Below are 19,459 nucleotides of genomic sequence, written 5' to 3' on the forward strand. Positions count from 1 at the left end.
CAAAAAAATATGGTTTTTCTAAACCAGATAATCAAGATTCTCCAGTTCGTGCAGAGTCTATGGAATTAGATTTTGGTGTTCAACTTAAATGGGAAGGTGACACAGAATCGGGTGTAAAAGATTTATCTATGCGTTCAGTTCGTGCATGGAGTAAGGTTTTAGTTGCATGAAAGAAGAATTTCCGTCAGGGTATGTATATCATAAGCAATTAGTAGCTGATGATGAACTCGCTACTTTAATTAGTCACCCCTCTAACTCGCAAAGTTATTATTTTTTACGTTACTCTCATGCTGTGAGTGGAATTTGTAAGAAGTTGCCTGATGATAGAGGAGAAATTGAAGGACGGGTATTTAATTCAATCTTTGAAATCCGATGGAAGAAATATAAATCTGGTTATGAAGTTTTAATCCTCAGTCAACAGGAATTTAACTTAGAAGGCTTTAAAGAATTAACTGGTCATTGGGAAATTTGTGATAGAGATGCGTATTGGCATAATCCAGAAGAAACCAGATTTCCTAAAGGTTTCACTTTTAAAGGTGAAAATAATCAACCTATTAAGCCTGAAGATATATCAATAAAGCAAAGATATTTCAAAGACTCTGCTACTGCAACTATTCATTTTGTCGCCTTAACGGTTAACGAAAATGACCAACACGCCAAAACCTAAACTACGAAAACCATTACCTTCTCAGCCTTCATCTAGTGATGATTCTGCGGTAAATACACAAAAACCATACAAATTTGTTTCTTTTCCCCAGGAACGTCCGCGCTTACAACATCCTGCTGGACATGATAAGTTTGATAAAAATAGTCTGCATGGAACTTTATTTTTATCCCTGAAAGTTCAAACTTCACTTCATGTTTCTACTGGTGTAGTTGTTCCTGGTAACGATATTGCAACTCGTGTATCTTTAATTAAAACAATGGTACAGGGGATTGATAAACACTTGGTAATTCAAGGGAGTTCCCTTAAAGGTTGTATTCGTTCAGTATATGAAGCGATTACGAATAGCACCCTTGCAGTAGTCACATCAAAATTTCGGGATAAAATACCCAACGAAAGATTACCATGTCGAAATAAAGAACAATTATGTCCCGCTAGTCAAGTATTCGGTGCTTTAGATTGGCAGGGATTAATTGAGTTTAATGATGTTAAGTGCGAAAATATAGGTTTTAATACGGGGTTTATGCCTTCGTTATATCGTCCACGCCCTGAACCCGGAAGCGCATATTTTGACGCAAGGGGAAAAGTTGCTGGACGTAAGTTTTATTATCATACAATTCGCGCTATTGAAAAAGGTCAAAATCAAGGAATTGCAGTTCAACAAGCAGCAAGAGAATACACTTTTACTACTCAATTGCAATTTAAAAACATCAAATCTGAAGAATTAGGGACGCTGTTTGTTGTGCTGGGTCAAGATTCTAACTATCCCATAGCTTTAAAAGTTGGTGGTGGTAAACCGATTGGGATGGGAACAATGACTGTAGAAGTTAGCCAAGCTAGGATATTGCAAAATTTTGAGGATTTGCGATCGCACTACTCCACTTACACCCCCAATAACGATCATCTTCTCACAGGAGAGGCACTAGAAACATTTATCGCCACCCAAATTAAAACAGCACATTCCCGACTCATTCAACTTCCCCAACTTCAACAACTCGCTGAAGTTCTACGCTACCCAACCGACCGCGAACCCCCACCAGAGGATATGTATTAATGTTGACTACAGAATCTTTAACAGAAGCAGAATCTCAACTTGCTCACAATTTAGCGATAACTTTGGTTAAAGAGGACACAGATGTTAATGAGGTAGGAAAAGTTATTGCATATCTGCGTAGCATTGTAGAGCAACCGGACGCAGGATGGAGATTTTTTAGCTATCTTAAAACCTTAGTTACTAACGGTAGGCAAATTGGACACAGTGGCCGAACTCCAGGCTACTACCGCAGTATCGAAGGTGCGTGTAATCAATACTTGCAAAGCCAACAAGCAAACGCTCAGACCATTTTAAAAATTTTGGGCTGGGCGATGCGTTTAATGCGGTATTACAAAGTTAGTCCGATTGAGGAAATGTCTATTTCCCAAAGTCCACAGGTTGAACAAATTTCGGAACGTCAAGCGGAAATTGCGGAAGTTTTTCAGTCACAAAAGTTTGAAATCGACCAAGTTTTAGACGCTACTGTACTTGCTGTTAAAGGTAATAGAGTTACCTATGAGATGCTGGGAACAATTAAGCTGACTGAGAAAGAACCTAGAAAAGCAGCTTCTCTAAAGGAAGGACAGGTAGTAAAAGTGAAAATTACCGCTCTGAAGGATGATGGAAGTATTAAAAGTGTGAAATTTATTGAGTAATTTACTTTATTTTTTTGAAAACTAATAACGAAAGCTGATAAACTCTAGATCAAGTGCTAAAAGAGCTTGAGGATGAAGGATTGATATGAAGACAAAGCCTTTTAGTGAATTGCGAAACCGGATGACACCTGAGCAAAGGGCAGGAAGCGAAACTCGCGCTAAACTTATGTCACTTCATCTTACTCTAATGCAACTGCAAGAATTGTTGGGGCTGACACAGGATGATTTGGAAAAAAAACTCAGTGATATTGAGTCTACTGTTTTGGAGTTGGAAAACCAAGAGGACATTCAAGTTAAAGAGACGCGATAAATCGCCGTCTCTACAGGAAACCTATACGTCAATTATTTACTGACAGACTACTAGTTATTTTTCAAAAGTATTAAATAACTTTGTTAACTTCTCACATCAGGAAGCTAGAAAGGTTGTTTATTTCTTGCCATTCTCAGCAAAGGATTAAGAGCGATCGCTTGACTAATACCAAAACTGCGATCGCACATTCTTCTCTGGCAGAAACCCCGGAATCTACTAGCGCACGCTGATTATAATCCAGAAGACAGACACCAACGAGATGCCCTCAAAGCCTACGAAAAGAAATACAAGCGCCCACTTAATCAATCCATCACAGCTAACACAGCTTTTGGCAATAACTTATCTTTAAACCAAACAATTCTGGCGGGGACATCATTTAATTTTACTCCCGCCTTTTCTAAATTAAGTCGCTCAGAAATTGCCAAAATCAAGTCATCACGTCCAGCCCGTCGCACCTGAGAAAACTTTTTTTGTAAATATTCTGGTCGCCAATAACCAACAATTTCTAATAAGAAAGTGCGTCCATCAGCATGAACTAAGCGAAAATCAGGAATCATCACACTACCAGGAATCGGTATCAAATCAACTTCTCGCTCTAACGCCCAACCACTTTTTAGCGCATCCCACTTATCAGCAAAGGATGCTTCTAGCATACTATCGTAGGGCTTACCTGGTGGATAATGGGATACCAAACCACATTCAGAATTGAGAGTGAAACGTCCAGTTTTCCAAGTATCTGTATAAGCGTCGCGGGTTTTGAGAATAGAAGAAAGACTCCATTTAGTAACATGAAGTAAAGCCGGAATCATTTTAGCGATCGCTAACCCATATCGCGTACTAGAATTAAACAAACTCGTCGGCCCGTCAATGGTAATTGTAAACCCGTGGTCAGCATCACCCTCAATATAAGCCATCAATTGAAACAACTTTAAATAGCGAAATAACAGCTTATATTCACCCGGAACATTTCGGTGAGCATTTAACACCAATTGACTGGCTTTATAAAACACACCCTGCACCTGAGATAAATTATATCGATTTAATACATCTGGCGCGGTTGGTGCTTCAAAAACAGTCAAAATTTTATTTTCAGATAAATCAGCATATAGCCCATTGCGAACCTGTTCCAATAAAACTTCCCGTTCAAGTTCTTGAGTTAACTCATCAGCAATTTTACTCAAAGTAACTTGTGTAGATTCTCGACTAGAAACCGACTTTGCAGCCAGAGAAAACACCCGTTCTCTTAACATTTGTGGTTCCAAAGGACTAACCACCTCAAAAGTGCAAAAACTGCTTTTGAGAATATAAGCTAACCCACGCTTCACCCGATAATCAGTAGAATCTCCCTCAAAATCAGTCAGTTGTCGCTCAAGCACACCTTGAGTTTTCCCCACTGCTGATTGAAAATAATCAATTAACTCAATCGCCAAATCCGAAGTTTTCCGATCAATCTTCAGTCTCTTCGGAATGATCTCCTCCCCGTTTAGGCGATGCATCAGTAAATCTGTCGGTAACATCTGAATTTTTGATTTTAGATTTTGAACTTCCCGTTGAATAATTAATTTCTAACTGTTCCGCAGCCTTCAAACTCCGTTCCTTCCCACTCCCATACACAACCTGTAACTTCCCCTTCTTCTCCTCCTCTCCGCGTCCTCCGCGTCTTGGCGGTTCGTCCCTCCTTTCCCCTCTCCGCCGCGCCGAAGTCCCCTCCTCACTCGTATCCTCCGCCACCACCTCATACAAAATCGCTTGCTTATTCTCAATATTCCCCTTCCGTAAAATCCTCCCCAAACGCTGAGTATATTCCCTAGCCGAACCCGTTCCCGATAAAATAATTGCAACAGTTGCCGCCGGCACATCAACCCCTTCATTCAACACATGAGAAGCAACCAAAGTATTATATTTACCCTCACGAAACTTTGTTAATATTTCATGCCGTTCCTTCACAGGAGTTTGATGAGTAATTGCTGGAATTAGCAACTCTTGAGAAATGCGATAAACCGTCGCATTATCAGCAGTAAAAATCAAAATTCGTGCCGGATAATGTTCTGCCAATAAATTAATTAAAATTCGCAACTTTCCATCAGTACCCAAAGCGATATCTTTCGCTTCTCGGTGCGCCAACATCGCCCTCCGTCCAGATTGCGATCGCGCGCTCATTTGCACGAACATTTGCCAACCTTGCAGACTCCCCAAAGAAATCTTAGATTGCTTCAAAAAGTCATTGCGAGTTTGAATTAATTGATTGTATCTTTCCCGCTCAAGTTGCGATAACTTTACCTTAATTTGAACAATTTCATGCTCTGCTAACGCCTTCCCCGCCAAATCTTCAGCGCGTTTGCGATATACTTCTTGACCAATGAGGATATTTAAGTCAGCGTGTTTACCATCAGTGCGTTCCGGTGTCGCGGAGAGTCCTAAACGATAGGGTGCGATCGCATATTCAGCGATAACCCGATTAAAATCTGTCGGTAAATGATGACATTCATCAAAAACAATCAACGCATATTGATTGCCCAACGTCTCAGCGTGAATTGCAGCACTATCATAAGTTGCAACTAAAATTGCCGTTCTATCCCGCGAACCACCTCCCAGCAATCCCACCTCAGCATCAGGGAAAGCCGCTACTAAATGTGCATACCATTGATGCATTAAATCCAAAGTTGGCACTACAATCAACGTCGTGCGCGGCGTTGACTGCATCGCCATTTGCGCCAAATAAGTCTTTCCCGCCGCCGTGGGAAGCACAACGACTCCCCGCCTACTTGCCAGTTTCCAAGCCGCTAGCGCCTCAGTCTGGTGGGGATATGGTTCCATTTCGAGAGTGGGAACCAAATCTATAGGATAAAATTGCTTGGCCTCATCGATAAAATAAACATCCTCCGCTTGTAGTGCTTCCACTAGCGATCGGTATCTAATTGCCGGAATGCGGAATTTTTCAACTCTATCATCCCATGTAGCATAATCCATCCAACCTTTACCGCGTGGTGGTGGATGTAAAATTAATGTGCCGCGATCGAAATTTAATGTAGGGGTACGAGCCATGATTGTTGGGCGTTAGGAGTGCTGAGTGCTGATGAGTGCTGGTGCTGAGTTAGGAGTTATACCAATTCGCCATGAAGATGTACTTAATATTTATTAAACGAACCGCCAAGTACGCCAAGTACGCCAAGAAAGAAGGAGTAATTATTAAGTGCAAGCTTACAGAGAATTGGTATTAGAAGTTAGGAGTTAGGAGTTAGGAGTTTTGTTTATCTCTTTGTCCCCTTGTCTTCCCAGTCCCCAGTCCCCAGTCCCCAGGCCTAGTGATGCTCAAGAAATCTACTCAATCTTTAAGTTGAAAGGCAAGCGGGCATAAATCCCTTGGGGATCGTTCATTTTTTGCAGAATCTCTACTTCCTGTTGCAATTTTTGGAATTCGGTGGTTAGGGGATTGGCTGATTTGAGTCGGGCTGAATCAATCCCTAAAGCAGTGCGCGCCTCTTCTGTTGTCCGCCCAAAAAAGCGTTCGCCAAAGCTGTTAGTGCGAGGATATTCTTGCACTTCCCAGTCTTCTCCTAGTTTCGCTTGCTTTACCGCGTATGCGATCGCACTATTCAAACCACCAATTTCATCCACTAAACCAATTTCTTTGGCCGCCTCACCCGACCAAACTCTTCCTTGGGCAATTTCGGCTACCTTTTGTTCTGGGAGTTTGCGACCTTGAGAAACTTTATTCAGAAACATATTATAAATCCGGTTAACACTGCGCTGATAAATTTCCAACTCTTGAGGCGATTTTGGCCGCGAAACTGTTTGACTATCAGCATAGCGCGCGGTTTTCACTGAATCCCAAGTAATACCATTATTATTGGCCAGCTTTTCCCCATTGAATAGCAACCCAAACACGCCTATAGAACCTGTAATGGTATTTGGTTCGGCAAAAATGCGATTAGAGTCGCTAGCAATCCAATAACCACCAGAGGCAGCGACATCACCCATTGAGACTATAACTGGTTTTACCTGACGAGTTAATTTCACTTCTCGCTGCATAACTTCGGCTGCGGTAGCGCTACCACCAGGACTATTAATTCGTAATACAACAGCCTTGACATCCTTATCTTGTCGTAGCTTGTTGAAGATTTTGGCAAAGCGATCGCCTCCTACTTGCCCATCTTCTCCTTTGCCATCGACAATCTCACCCTCAGCATAAACGACGGCAATTTGATTTTTGGAGTTACGTTCTACACCCAAAGATTTACCAGAAACTTGTGCGTAGCTATTGAGGCTAATTTGTCGGAATGTTTTGTCTTCTTTATCGCTATTGGTCAACTTTTTGAGATCGGCGACAACTTCATCGGGGTATTGAACTTGATCGACCAAACCATTGGTTTTGGCTTGTGTAGATTCTAGTATGGACTGATTATCTGCGATCGCTTGCAATTTATCGGGTTCAATTTTCCGAGTTGCGCCGACAGCAGTGCGCCACTCTCCCCAAACATCATCCAACAATTTCTGAGTTTGTTCACGGTTTTCGGGACTCAACTTTGTGAGAATAAACGGTTCAACGGCTCCCTTAAATTTCCCGACTCGCACGACTTGAACACCAATACCATATTTTTGCAATGCTCCTGCTAAGAACATTGGTTGTGAACTCAAACCGTTGATTTCCATCATTCCTAGAGGGTTAAGGACAATGGAATCTGCTACTGAACTAACATAATATTCCTTTTCACTCCAATCACTACCATAAGCAACAATCTTTTTCCCCGCAGCGCGAAACTCCTCTAGCGCTTTCCGAATTTCTTTCAGAGAGGCATAGCCGACGTTACCAACTTGGCTAGTATTTGTTGCATCTATATAGATCCCGACAATGCGGGGATCGCGCCGCGCCTTTTCCAAGGTTTCCACAACCTTACGGAGTGCCATTCTATCTTCATCTACACCTGATATTGTGTTTTGAAACAGTTCGCCTGAACTAGGTTCGCTATCAGTAATTTTCATTGACAAGTCAAAAACTAACACTGACTTATCTTTCACATTTGGCCCAGTATCTTTAGAAGAGGTAGCAGCCAATATCAGCAAAAACAGTCCAGTGGTTCCTAAACCACCGAAAATAATTAGTCCTAGTAAGGTTCCAATTAAACTAGCAAAAGTTTGTTTGATAAAATTACGCATTAGTTATTATTTATTGGGCATTGGGCATTGGGCATTGGGAATTGGGCATTAGGAGAGACGCGATGAATCGCGTCTGTACAAGAGTTAGGAGTTAGGAATTTTATTTATCTCCCTTGTCTTCCCAGTCCCCAGTCCCCATATCCTATTCTATGCGTTGTAAGCTGCCAGAGTGCTTTAACTGATACAAGGTGGCATTGCCAGTACAAAATAAGACTGTGGTGATTTCGGCGATTAAGACTTCCGCGAGTTCTGCAACTGCTGTCTCTGATGTTGCTGCTGCTTGTAAGAAAGGCATTGCTAAACCAGCTATATCCGCTCCCAGGGCGATCGCAGTTGCAACATCCAATCCATGACGCAAACCTCCTGAAGCAATTAAGGGTATGTCTTTGGCGATCGCTCTAATAGTTGTAATACACTCTGCTGTCGGTAAACCCCAATCTGCAAAAGTCGTCCCTAAGCGACGCTGCAAGGGACTTTCTGCCCGTTCGCTTTCTACTTTTGCCCAAGAAGTACCGCCCGCACCCGCGACATCAATTGCTGCTACTCCAGCAGCGATCAGTTTCTGGGCGATCGCTGCTGAAATGCCGTTACCTACTTCTTTCGCAATCACTGGCACGGGCATTTTACTGCACAATTCAGCTATCTTGTCAATTAAACCCCGAAAATTAGTATCACCTTTGGGTTGAATGCACTCTTGTAGAGGGTTAATGTGTAAAATTAAGGCATCAGCTTCTAGAATATCAACTACCCGCAAACATTCATCTAAGCCATATTTATAGTTAAGTTGCACAGCCCCCAGATTTGCAAATAGCAGAACATCGGGCGCATACTTGCGGACAGCAAAAGTATCAGCCACTTGGGGTTTTTCTACTGCTACGCGCTGGGAACCGACACCCATTGCAATTTTGTAGTGTTGGGCGACTTTGGCTAAACGTTGATTAATGATTGCGGCTTGTTCTGTCCCTCCAGTCATGGAAGAAATTAACAAGGGTGCGTTAAGGTGTTTCCCCAGGAAAGTTGTACTGATATCAATATCGTTGTGGTTTAGTTCCGGTAAACAAGAATGGGTGAAACGATAACGTTCCAATCCATTGGTGATTTGATGAGACTGAACATCTTCCTCTAAGCAGATCCGAATGTGATCGGCTTTGCGATTCTGAGTTTGTGCAGAGATGTTGGTAGGGGCGTTCACTGGTGGCTATGGCTAAAAGTATTGGCTGGCGATCGCTATTGTTACATTGACTGTAACCATCTTTTTATAACAAAAATATTTATTTTCGCTACCTTTCGGTTACGTTACGCTATTGATAACAGAAGCATTCCCCATTTTGTGAGTTAATGAATATGGTTTTACAAACAGAAAAGCGCTATTACACGCCAGAAGAATATTTGGAATTAGAAGAGAAGGCTGAATATAAAAATGAATACATAGATGGAGAAATTATACCGATGGCAGGGGGAACAACCAACCACAATAAAATTGCAGGTAATTTTTATAAAAAATTTCCTACGACAGTGCAAGGACAAGATTATGAGATTTACATAGGCGATGTGAAACTATCAATACCTCGTTATCGCCTTTATACTTATCCTGATGTAATCGTCATCAAAGGTAAGCCTATTTACGAGGGAACAGGTACAACAATTATTACGAATCCCTTGTTAATTGTTGAAGTCTTATCAAATTCAACTAAAAATTATAACAAAACAGATAAGTTTAAATACTATCGTTCAATTCCTGGTTTTCAGGAATATATTATGATTGACCAGTATAGTTTTGCTGTGGAACAATTTACTAAACAAGCAGAAGGTCAATGGATTTTTAAGGAATATGAAGGTGAAGATGCAGTTTTAGTCTTAGATTCTATCGAATTTCAAATTACCTTGCGTGATATTTACGAACGGGTGAATTTTGAGTTGATTGAGGAATAAAACTGCGATCGCGCAATCGCCAAACATGGGCATCATTCACCGTGAATGATGCCTATTTGTTGCTCATTATGCTGTCTGTGTAGAAGCTGTTTTTGAGTCTGCGGTGGATTTTAACCGGGTGATAGTGGCTTTACGATAGTTTTAAAACACGCCCAAGCAGCCATGATTTTTATCCCCTCAACACTTGCAATTTTGCCTGTTTTAGGGAATGAAATAGCCCTGCCCCCTCCCTACCTCTTCTTCTCGTCTTTTGGATAACTAATTAAATTGTAACGCTTCGTGAAATCACTCAATTCCACTAGAAATTCAGTAACTTCTCCTGGAGCTATCTTCCCCTTCGCCTTATTTCCTTTACTCGCATCCATATTGTATTCCCGAGCGAATGACCTCTGAGGCTCAAAAAGTATTAAGTACAAAAGACCACTTTTTTTGTCACGATAATAATCGGTTACTGTATATGCATGAGATGGCACCAGTCCCTTAGAACTGTCAAGTTCTTCAAGATTTCCTCGACCTACCTTCTCCTTAGAACCAACGACCACAGGTTGCTTATTCTTTATTTTCTTTTTAATATCTTTATACCAATCGAATTGATACTTTGTATATAGGGCAGTTCCCTTCTTTCCTGGGAAGAAATCTTGTAAATAATATTCGAGATCGTTAATCAGCGTTTGGTCAAGTTTTTCTTCTGCAAACTTCGTTAAGAAATCTTCTAATCGAATTTCTTCTTCGTAAGTTCCCTCTTTTTTTTCAAAATACAATTTCTCTATCGCTTTTCCGCCATTTCTTGTTATTAGCCAATCCATCCATTTATGTATTTTATTCACATCTTTTTCAAATATTTCGTAGCTAACTAATGTTTCGTAATTATTATTGGTACTTTTAGCTATGTTGTAGGACTCGCACTCTTCCTTACTCCACGGCAAACCTTGTAGGTTGGTATTTTTTTGGGCTTTTCCACTGTGAATATCGTTGTTACTAATCGTTTCACCTAATAGTACTTGAAGAGCAAAACGAGCATCACCACGGTCGATTTTATCATATGAAGGTGGTATTTTTTTATCAGCTGTTGTTTTATAGAAACCTCCAAATCCAGCAGCAGCATAAGCTTTTTCAAGGATATTCACCCACAAAGAATTCTGAGCATATAGCCAATCACCCTTATCATTGATGGCAACTGATTTCCATACCGTTATATATCTTACCGGAAATTTGCGTTTTTCGGGGTCTGATCTATCCTCGTCATATAGCCGCACGCTGACCTTATCTCCTAGATCCGTAAGCATTCCAAAGATATATTCAGGATTAGTTTCTACTATGGCTGCAATAGCTGCTAACAGATAACAATCTCCAACGTTGCCTTGTATAACATCATCAATAGATGGCTTTCTTGGTTTTCCAGTCTTTTTATCGATTTTGAAAAGTGGCTGATTTATTTTCTCAAATCTACCTCCTTCATTTTTTTTGTGTTTGTCCATAATACTTGGATCATCGGTAACTCTTTGGTCTTCAACAGGAACAGTGTCTGGTGCTCTCTGCACAATATCAGACTTAGCTTGCACTGCACTGCCATTCTGTTGCACAACGGGTGTTAGTTGATGCGCCAACAACTCCTGCCCCCCTCGGCTTGCAGGGTTATACTCTCCTTGCCGAGAGAACACATCCTGCTGCGTGGTAAACGCCTTTGCCTGTATTGAGCGATTCAACTGGTCTGATTGGCCATCTGTATGCACCTTCACCTTACTAAAATCTGCCCCAAACGCTTGTCGCATCTGTTTTTGGGTCTTTTTTTCTAATGGCTGGCCTCGACCACGCACTTGTTGTATGGATGCTTCTAAATCAGGTGCGTCCGTCATTCCATTTCCACTATGCTCTCGTCGTTGCAGTATCGGTTGAACTTGGGACATCATCTGACTCTGACCCTTTGTACCTACTGCTGGTCGTTTGAGTAAATTCGTTTTGTTGGTCAGTATTTCTGATTGATGCCCGTGCGTAGGCGTTCGCGTAGCGTCTCGTAGAGAAGCCTGTTGGAGACATCGCTGCAATAATGTGTTACCTTTCATAGATTGAATCATGGAGAGCGTCTGCTTTGGCATAGGTGTATGAAGACGTTGCACTACTTGACGCGCTACGGTCTCGGCTTCCTGCTCATACTCATCTCCTGTTTCCCCAATTGTCAACTTTGCCTGGATTACCTTTTTTGGCAGTCGCATCAAAGGGATTGGTAACAAGTTCGTTTTTCTTTGAACTAATCCCTTGGTCTGTTCCGACTGCTGAAGGGGAGTTAATATTGGGGGTTGAATAATCGCCGCAAAGGGTCTTAATGTAAACTGGGATGTTGTCGGGATTTCGGTCTTTGTGAAAGCAGTTTTTTGAATTTTTTGGAATGTCATAATTATTCTTCCTTTCCCTAACCTTCAGCTTACTTAGTTCATTGGTAGAGTGACTTCACTTATCTAACCACCCTTTAACAGGCATTAAGCTGTCCTGTCGCGCATTTAAATTTGATAATTTAAACTATTGTCCCATTTCCAATTGACGGGTATAACGATGTTTCACCCCAATGGGGAAATATTCAAAATCGCCCATTGGGGCTAATGTAACCTGTGGTGTTTGATATTCTAGGGGAACATAATTAGCAAACTCGCTATTGAGACGTAGCAATTGTGAAAGAATAGAAGATGCGATCGCAAGTCTTCGATCTTCACTACCCTCTACCCCTGCTCCTAATTCCACAACCACAGATAAAAATCGATTCTTATCTGTATCTTCTAGTACCTGCAACACGAATTTACCCGTCACCCATTCTTGAATTATCGGTTGTTCTAATCCCACCGCCACATTTTCGGGATAGATATTTGCACCAAAGTAAGAAACTGTAAAATTAGAACGCCCGAATACATAAACGAAAGGTAGCTGATGAACACCTCTAGGGGAATGCTGAGTTCTGAATTCTGAATTGTGACTCTCATTCTGTAACGCCGCAACAGGATCAAACCCCCATTCAGCCAAAAATTGCAGCATGGCATCATAACTAATTATCCCGCCAGTATCTAAAATGTCATAACGCACTAAGGGAATACCGTTATCTCCTGAAAACAGCAAGCCGCCATCTTCAACTTCAAAAAAGCGACTGCAAGGATCGTATTGTACTAGTGTAGGTAAACGCGATTCCCCAAATAATGCTCTGGCTGCATCGGGATTTTTTGCCAAAAAACGGCGAATATAGATACTTAACGGTGTTTCATTAGCCAAAACTCCGGCATCCGCAGTGCCGTAGAGTGATGCAAAATCATAGCAAGGATTTTGTGAACCAACTCTTTCGCCAACCAAACTCCGCCATTCTTCACTAAATACTTCTCCCGCCATCACTAATTTAATCTGATATTGCTGCCACTCCACACCAGAAGCGATACCAGTATCAATCACATCTTTCAAAAATGGCGGGTATCCCAATAACACCACTTGTTCAAATGCTGAACCTAGTTCTTGCACAACTCGCAAGATTTCTTCTTTGTTGTTACCAGGAGTAATTACGGTGATGGGATAACCTTTGCTAGCAAGATAACGACAGCAATTGGTGGTAAACATCCCACCTACCCAAGTGCCTAAAGTGAAACAAATCACTGCTAGAGTACGTCTAGTATCTGAATAAAAACTATCGTGAAAAATCTGTTCAAAGCGTGTGGCTATTTGGAGTTCATCTGTGAAAAAACGAGGCCAAAATGTCGGTTTACCACTGGAACCTGATGAAGTTGCGATCATATCGCACGCCTCTAGTTGTCCGTTACGGCACAAGTCAGTTAAGGGATAACGCAGTATATAATTTTGTTTAGCGATCGCTGGTAGTTTCTGAAACTCCTCCAAGGTTTGAATAGTCGCAGGATTAATTTCCCTTTCTGCTAAAAACGCCTTGTAAGCTGGGACATTAGCCGCCATATCGTGAAATAAACTCAAAGCTACCGAAGTTTGAGTATTGAGATGTCGTTGCAGTATGGTTTCTAAGGGAGTAGACAAAAAGTCTTCAAATGCTTGAATTACTTGCTGCTGTCTTGATTTGGAGTTCATGACGCTTGTTGTTTATCCTGAAGTAGAACCAACACCGTTAAAATAATTCGTAATTCGTAATGACGCGACGCTCTCTACGAGACGCTAAAAGCGAACGAAGACTCGCTACCGCTCCGCTATCGATGACTCGCTAACGCTGCGCTAACGTAATTCGTAATTTGTAATTGTAATTCGTAGAATATCCGAAAATGAGGGTATGCGCGTTGTATTTAGTCAACAAAACCTTAATTTATCCTTCAGCACCATGCAGCTCTATTGCAGTAAACAACACACAAATAATGGTAGTAGCCGCTTTTGTACCCATTGTGGTGAACCATTACCTCTTGCTGTGGGACAGATTGTGGATAATCGCTATCAAATTATCCGTCATCTAGGACAGGGCGGCTTTGGACGGACTTATTTAGCGGAAGATATAAATAAATCCCATCAAACCTGTGTGCTGAAGGAATTTGCACCCCAAGTACAAGAAAATCAAGATTTACAAAAAGCTAAAGAGTTATTTGAACGAGAAGCAAATGTCCTGAAAACACTCCAGCATCCACAAATCCCGCGTTTTCACGCCTCGCTACAAGTGAAGATAGGCAGTAAAGACTTTTTCTTTCTAGTCCAAGATTATGTGGATGGTGACAATTATTACCAGTTATTAGAACAGCGCGAAAGTCAAGGAAAAACCTTTAGTGAAGAAGAACTAATTACCCTCCTGCAACAGATTTTACCCGTGTTATCTTACATCCACTCACGAGATGTAATTCACCGTGATATCTCTCCCGATAATCTAATTTGGCGGCGTTCTGATAACCTACCTGTGCTGATTGATTTTGGTGGTGTCAAACAATTGCCAGCTTCTCAAGGTTTTTGGCGTACCAAGTTGGTTGGAAATAACACTTTGCTGGGTAAAAAAGGCTACGCTCCCGAAGAACAGCTACGGCAGGGAAAAGCATTTTTTAGTAGTGACTTATACTCTTTGGCAGTAACAACATTAGTGTTACTTACAGGTAAAGAACCGCAGAAATTATACGATAGCTATCAGGGAATTTGGGGATGGGGAAAGGAAATTAGAGTTAGCCCGCAACTGGAAACAGTGTTAAAAAAGATGCTGGCTTATAGACCGAGCGATCGCTATCAACGAGCCGAGCAAATCCTCAGAGATTTACCATCATCAACTGCGCCTAAATCCACAGGTGGTTATATTACCACCAAGATAAAAACAATGGTAGTTGCTCCGGGAAGACAGCGCGTCAGTGCTGTTGTGAGTAGATTCCAGAGGCAAACACAAGCGATTGCTAAACCGATATCTTGGCCTGTTTGGATTCGTCCTTTTGTGATAAGTGTAGGGGGGACGGCTTTAATTGGATTAACTTTGGCGGCGGGAAATGCAGCCATTCGGGCCGTAACTTCAATCACCATTCCCTCAATCTCATTACCGCAAATTCCCCACTTCCCAAGCGGTAAACCAGACAGCGACAAAGGAAAAAATAGCGACCTCCAGAAAATTATCAGTCGTCGTCAAGAATTAGAAATTACTGAAGGATTTTTTATTCGCACAGTAGATGATTTATTTTATACAAAAAAACCAGAATTAAAGGGACGTAGCCTGACATCTAAACCTGAAGATGCTGGTTTACGAGATGAATGGTCTGGTATCGCTGGTGATTTATTGAATAAATTAGAACAGGCTAAACTCAGTACAACAGCACGTCGGAAATTGGGTAACTATAGTCAAAAAGATTACGATACATGGAGACAACAAGCGCGATCGGGGCAGTTTGGTAACTATACAATCGATCAGTTGACCAAAGACACAAATGAAAAATTCGATCAGTTGTTTCCCGAACAGCAGCGTAGAAAACTGAATCAACAGACTTTTGGTCAAATTTGGTATGCGATCGCAGCCGATGAAGTCAGTAAAGTACAATCTGGTAAATAAGGGGACTGGAGACTGGGGAAAAGTAACCAATAACAAATAACTAATGACAAATGACTAATAACTAATGACTAAAATATATTGTTCTAAAGGACATGAAAATTCCCCAGGTAGTCGCTTTTGTCTCCAGTGCGGTGAAAATTTGTTAGATACGCCCATGAATTATAGTATTCAACCGGGACTAACTTTAGGCAATCGCTATGTAATTGTGCGTCAAATTGGCCAAGGTGGCTTTGGACGCACTTATTTAGCTGAAGATGTCAACCGTTTCCGCGAACTTTGTGTTTTAAAAGAATTTTCCCCCCAAGTTCAAACCGCTTACGTTGTCCAAAAAGCTGAAGAACTCTTTGAGAGAGAAGCGAGTGTTCTTTATAAACTGCAACATCCCCAAATTCCCCGCTTCCGAGAACTGCTACGGCTGAATTTAGGCGGCAAAGAATATCTATTTTTGGTACAAGATTATGTAGAAGGGGAAACTTACAATTCTTTGTTAAATACCCGAATACAACAAGGTTTGCGCTTTACAGAGGCGGAAATACGCCAATTGTTCCTGCAAATTTTGCCCGTCTTAGAATACATCCACTCACTCGGAGTAATTCATCGAGATATTTCTCCAGATAATTTAATGCTTCGGACTGTTGACAAAATGCCAGTTTTAATTGACTTTGGCGGTGTCAAACAAGTAATAGCAACCGTGGCCTCCGAATATTACCAACCCGGTATGGTTGCACCTCCGCCAGCACCGACCTTATTAGGTAAAATCGGATTTGCACCCCCAGAACAGATGCAAACTGGGTTAGTATCTCCCCACAGCGACTTGTATGCTTTAGCCGCAACAATGTTGGTTTTACTGACAGGAAAACAACCCCAAGAGTTAATTGATACCTATACTCTCAGTTGGCAGTGGCGACGAGAAGTTAATTTGAGTCAAGATTTGGCACAGGTATTAGATAAAATGTTATCTGCCAGACCGAGCGATCGCTATCAATCAGCCCGTCAAGTACTCCAAGCGATCAACTCACCCCCAAACTATCCGCCAACTCAATACCCCACTCCACCACAACCCACATCCGCCACCGTCGCCGTCTCCCCACCTCCCCCACCTTCTGCATATCCCTCATATCCCTCATCTCCCCCGCCTTCCTCCTGGTGGACACCAACAAAAACCTTCCTGGTGACAGCTTTAGTCGCTGCTAGTGTGGGATTAATTTGGTGGGGAGTGAGTAGCAAACGTGATGTCGGGCAAGTCCAACCTACTCCTACAGGTAGCCCCATTCCAACTAGCGAACAACCAACCGATCCTTTAGCGCAATATTCGCCAGTCGAACGAGAACGTAAAGAAAAATTAAGCGATCGCCGTCAACAGTTGGGTATTGACTCTAACTTCTACGTGAACTTAGTGAATCAAGTTTTTTGGGACAGAAACCCCAGTTTACGGGGACGCACTCTCAGCAATGGCCCTGAAGATGATGGTTTGCGGGCAGAATGGGATAAAACAGCTTCAGAATTACTAGAAAAGCTAGCGCCACTGAGTAATAAATCACGTCAAAAGCTGGGAACTTATACAACTGCTGAACGCGATCGCTGGAAAGTGGAAGTCAACAAAATCAACGTCGGTAGTCGTTCTTTGTCTGATTTGGGAGACGCTGCTTTCTTCAATGTATTCCCCGATCGGCGTGGTAAAGATTTCCGATCTCAGCCCATTGGACAAGTTTGGTACGGATTTGTTAGCGATCAACTCAGTGCTATCCTCGCCGGTAGCACTTTCCAGAAACTTGTTTTCGATCCGGGGACTACTAGCAAAACAGTTGACGGTATTCTCCAACCTGGTGGTGGTAAAGTCTTCATTGCTGGACTTGCCAAAGACCAATCTCTGGATTTGAAGCTAGAAGCAAATTCTCAAGTTTTGTTATCAGTCTATTCACCCTCTGGCAAAATTCGATTTTTAGAAGATTCTGTCAAGCGTAGTTTGTCAACTAAATTACCAGAAAATGGATTTTATGAGTTTGTCGTGGTTTCCACAGCAACGAAACCAGTAGATTATCAACTCACTATTGCAGCCGAAAATCCCATTGTTCCGCCATCACCAACAGTAACACCAACGCCCACGCCGACACCAACGCCCACGCCCACAGAAACGCCCACGCCAACACCAACACCCACACCCACAGAAACTCCCACACTTGAACCTACACCAACACCTACACCAACTCCTGAGACAACCCCCTAATACCGCAAGGCGTAATTCGTAATTCGTAATTATGCAAAAAAATTGTAGGTTGGGTGGAGGCTTTGCCAAAGCCAACATCCTGATATATGTTGGGTTGCGCTCCGCTTCACCCAACCTACGTCTAATGCACTAAATAAATAGTTTGAAAATACGCCTTAAGCCTAATGTTTTAGTCGATGTTCAATTAATATCCTGTCCGAATAATTAGTCATGATTCTTGGTTCTTTGGGGTTCTTCAGGTTTAATAAAGTAATTAAGCGTGCATCATATAACTTATGTCTGATTTAATTAACAAACAAATCATCCTTAAAAGTCGTCCAGTCGGCGAACCAAAAGAGAGTGATTTTGCTCTAGTAGAAACACCAAGTCCCGAACCGGGTGAAGGCGAAATTCTGAGCCGCACTATTTATCTATCTCTCGACCCTTATATGCGTGGTCGTATTAGTGTAGCTGAGTCTTATGCTGCATCAGTAGAGTTGGGTTCAGTTATTGTCGGTGCGACAGTCAGCCAAATAATTAAATCAAATCATCCTCAATTTCAAGTAGGAGATTTTATTCTTAACAGTAACGGTTGGCAAACTTATGCTGTATCTAAGGGTGAAACACTGCGTAAACTCGATCCCACTCAAGCACGATTATCCTATAGTTTAGGTGTACTGGGTATGCCTGGACTGACTGCTTATGCTGCTCTGCTTGATATCGGTCAACCTAAGCAAGGTGAAACTGTTGTGGTTTCAGCCGCTTCTGGCGCTGTCGGTGCAGTAGCAGGTCAAATTGCCAAAATTAAAGGTGCGCGAGTCGTGGGAATTGTCGGAAGTGACGATAAGCGGGATTATATAGTTAAAGAATTTGGTTTTGATGTTGGCATTAATCGCAGAACTCAAGAACTTAATTCAGCGCTCAAAGAAGCTGCTCCTAATGGCATTGATGTTTACTATGACAATACAGCAGGTGTAATTTTAGAAGCTGTATTGCAGCAGATCAATCTTGGAGCAAGAATTCCATTAGTAGGTTTGATTTCGGAGTATAACGCTACATCTACTCCATCAGGGCCTAATTTAATGCCACTACTAATCAAACGAGCTTTAATCAAAGGTTTCTTAGTTGGTGATTACCAACATCGGTTTAATGATTTTTTACACGATGTTTCTGGATGGTTACAGTCTGGTCAACTCAAGTATAGAGAAGATGTAGTTGATGGTTTAGAAAATGCTCCTAGTGCATTCATCGGTTTACTTCGAGGTGATAATTTTGGCAAGCTGATTATTAAAGTCAATGACGACCCAACAGCAGCTTGATCGGTTGTATTAAGCTAGGTGTGTGCTACGTTAACGCAAATCAGTAGCACATCACTGGACAAGAGGGAGCAAATTATTGAAAGTCAGCGTCAAAAGTAGATAAGTGAACTACCCCGCCGTAAGACGGACGGAGCTTCCCAATTCATCGGGAATCGCTTCCAGAACTCCATAGCACAAGGTAAGTCTG

General features: G+C 41.9%; 15 protein-coding genes. 9 read left to right on the plus strand and 6 right to left on the minus strand.

The features are described from left to right. The first annotated feature begins 166 nt into the window (after positions 1–166). The 5 genes from HWQ37_RS11840 to HWQ37_RS11860 all read left to right on the plus strand — a co-directional run bounded on the left by HWQ37_RS11840 (position 167) and on the right by HWQ37_RS11860 (position 2,893). Entirely contained in the window at positions 167–667 is a 501-nt protein-coding gene (locus HWQ37_RS11840) for a hypothetical protein (protein WP_292747335.1), read from the plus strand. Next, positions 645–1,718: an RAMP superfamily CRISPR-associated protein gene (locus HWQ37_RS11845; RefSeq protein ID WP_292747337.1), complete on the plus strand. Its 1,074-nt coding sequence runs from the start codon at positions 645–647 to the stop codon at positions 1,716–1,718. Before HWQ37_RS11840 ends, HWQ37_RS11845 begins: the two co-directional genes overlap by 23 nt. Continuing rightward, complete coding sequence (locus tag HWQ37_RS11850) at positions 1,718–2,353, plus strand: hypothetical protein (protein WP_292747338.1); 636 nt, start codon at positions 1,718–1,720, stop codon at positions 2,351–2,353. The genes HWQ37_RS11845 and HWQ37_RS11850 overlap by 1 nt, the downstream gene beginning before the upstream one ends. A gap of 85 nt (positions 2,354–2,438) precedes the next feature. Next, the gene (locus HWQ37_RS11855) at positions 2,439–2,663 is read left to right on the plus strand and encodes a transcriptional regulator (RefSeq protein WP_292747341.1); all 225 of its coding nucleotides are present in this window, start codon (positions 2,439–2,441) and stop codon (positions 2,661–2,663) included. An 80-nt stretch (positions 2,664–2,743) separates the two neighbouring features. Then, positions 2,744–2,893 (plus strand): hypothetical protein, encoded by a 150-nt coding sequence (locus tag HWQ37_RS11860; protein WP_292747344.1) that lies wholly within the window; start codon positions 2,744–2,746, stop codon positions 2,891–2,893. Positions 2,894–2,965: 72 nt separating this feature from the next. Here HWQ37_RS11860 and HWQ37_RS11865 read toward each other — a convergent pair whose 3' ends face one another. From HWQ37_RS11865 to fni, 4 genes are all read right to left on the minus strand, one after another. After that, a complete protein-coding gene (locus HWQ37_RS11865; RefSeq protein WP_292747346.1) occupies positions 2,966–4,180 on the minus strand; it encodes a DUF790 family protein in 1,215 nt (404 codons plus the stop codon). Then, positions 4,110–5,708, minus strand: coding sequence for a DEAD/DEAH box helicase family protein (locus HWQ37_RS11870; protein ID WP_292747349.1), 1,599 nt, complete (start codon positions 5,706–5,708; stop codon positions 4,110–4,112). Before HWQ37_RS11870 ends, HWQ37_RS11865 begins: the two co-directional genes overlap by 71 nt. A 276-nt stretch (positions 5,709–5,984) precedes the next feature. Then, complete coding sequence (gene sppA, locus HWQ37_RS11875; protein ID WP_292747352.1) at positions 5,985–7,820, minus strand: signal peptide peptidase SppA; 1,836 nt, start codon at positions 7,818–7,820, stop codon at positions 5,985–5,987. Between the two features lie 142 nt (positions 7,821–7,962). Next, positions 7,963–9,012 (minus strand): type 2 isopentenyl-diphosphate Delta-isomerase, encoded by a 1,050-nt coding sequence (fni, locus tag HWQ37_RS11880; RefSeq protein ID WP_292747355.1) that lies wholly within the window; start codon positions 9,010–9,012, stop codon positions 7,963–7,965. Between the two features lie 152 nt (positions 9,013–9,164). On the opposite strand from fni, the gene HWQ37_RS11885 reads away from it, so the two are divergent. Beyond that, entirely contained in the window at positions 9,165–9,752 is a 588-nt protein-coding gene (locus HWQ37_RS11885; protein ID WP_292747420.1) for a Uma2 family endonuclease, read from the plus strand. A 230-nt stretch (positions 9,753–9,982) separates the two neighbouring features. Here the strand turns inward: HWQ37_RS11885 and HWQ37_RS11890 are convergent, their stop codons facing one another. Beyond that, a complete protein-coding gene (locus tag HWQ37_RS11890; RefSeq protein WP_292747358.1) occupies positions 9,983–12,145 on the minus strand; it encodes an eCIS core domain-containing protein in 2,163 nt (720 codons plus the stop codon). A 124-nt stretch (positions 12,146–12,269) separates the two neighbouring features. After that, positions 12,270–13,820, minus strand: coding sequence for a phenylacetate--CoA ligase family protein (locus HWQ37_RS11895; RefSeq protein WP_292747362.1), 1,551 nt, complete (start codon positions 13,818–13,820; stop codon positions 12,270–12,272). A gap of 244 nt (positions 13,821–14,064) precedes the next feature. Between HWQ37_RS11895 and HWQ37_RS11900 the strand changes: the two genes are divergently transcribed. The 3 genes from HWQ37_RS11900 (at position 14,065) to HWQ37_RS11910 (ending at position 19,272) form a co-directional block, all read left to right on the plus strand. After that, positions 14,065–15,747, plus strand: coding sequence for a serine/threonine-protein kinase (locus HWQ37_RS11900; RefSeq protein ID WP_292747365.1), 1,683 nt, complete (start codon positions 14,065–14,067; stop codon positions 15,745–15,747). A 64-nt stretch (positions 15,748–15,811) separates the two neighbouring features. After that, on the plus strand, positions 15,812–17,974 hold the full coding sequence (locus tag HWQ37_RS11905; protein WP_292747368.1) for a serine/threonine-protein kinase: 2,163 nt from the start codon (positions 15,812–15,814) through the stop codon (positions 17,972–17,974). A gap of 275 nt (positions 17,975–18,249) precedes the next feature. After that, positions 18,250–19,272 (plus strand): NADP-dependent oxidoreductase, encoded by a 1,023-nt coding sequence (locus tag HWQ37_RS11910; RefSeq protein WP_292747370.1) that lies wholly within the window; start codon positions 18,250–18,252, stop codon positions 19,270–19,272. Positions 19,273–19,459: the final 187 nt, after the last annotated feature.

The organism is Nostoc sp. NMS4, assembly GCF_017115095.1.
In the GTDB taxonomy this organism is placed as follows: domain Bacteria; phylum Cyanobacteriota; class Cyanobacteriia; order Cyanobacteriales; family Nostocaceae; genus Nostoc.

Excerpts from the sequence above, each read along its gene's own strand:
- HWQ37_RS11840 (WP_292747335.1), top strand. The coding sequence starts at position 167 with ATGAAAGAAGAATTTCCGTCAGGGTATGTATATCATAAGCAATTAGTA.
- HWQ37_RS11845 (WP_292747337.1), top strand. The coding sequence starts at position 645 with ATGACCAACACGCCAAAACCTAAACTACGAAAACCATTACCTTCTCAG.
- HWQ37_RS11850 (WP_292747338.1), top strand. The coding sequence starts at position 1,718 with ATGTTGACTACAGAATCTTTAACAGAAGCAGAATCTCAACTTGCTCAC.
- HWQ37_RS11855 (WP_292747341.1), top strand. The coding sequence starts at position 2,439 with ATGAAGACAAAGCCTTTTAGTGAATTGCGAAACCGGATGACACCTGAG.
- HWQ37_RS11865 (WP_292747346.1), bottom strand. The coding sequence starts at position 4,180 with ATGTTACCGACAGATTTACTGATGCATCGCCTAAACGGGGAGGAGATC.
- HWQ37_RS11870 (WP_292747349.1), bottom strand. The coding sequence starts at position 5,708 with ATGGCTCGTACCCCTACATTAAATTTCGATCGCGGCACATTAATTTTA.
- sppA (WP_292747352.1), bottom strand. The coding sequence starts at position 7,820 with ATGCGTAATTTTATCAAACAAACTTTTGCTAGTTTAATTGGAACCTTA.
- HWQ37_RS11885 (WP_292747420.1), top strand. The coding sequence starts at position 9,165 with ATGGTTTTACAAACAGAAAAGCGCTATTACACGCCAGAAGAATATTTG.
- HWQ37_RS11890 (WP_292747358.1), bottom strand. The coding sequence starts at position 12,145 with ATGACATTCCAAAAAATTCAAAAAACTGCTTTCACAAAGACCGAAATC.
- HWQ37_RS11895 (WP_292747362.1), bottom strand. The coding sequence starts at position 13,820 with ATGAACTCCAAATCAAGACAGCAGCAAGTAATTCAAGCATTTGAAGAC.
- HWQ37_RS11900 (WP_292747365.1), top strand. The coding sequence starts at position 14,065 with ATGCAGCTCTATTGCAGTAAACAACACACAAATAATGGTAGTAGCCGC.
- HWQ37_RS11905 (WP_292747368.1), top strand. The coding sequence starts at position 15,812 with ATGACTAAAATATATTGTTCTAAAGGACATGAAAATTCCCCAGGTAGT.
- HWQ37_RS11910 (WP_292747370.1), top strand. The coding sequence starts at position 18,250 with ATGTCTGATTTAATTAACAAACAAATCATCCTTAAAAGTCGTCCAGTC.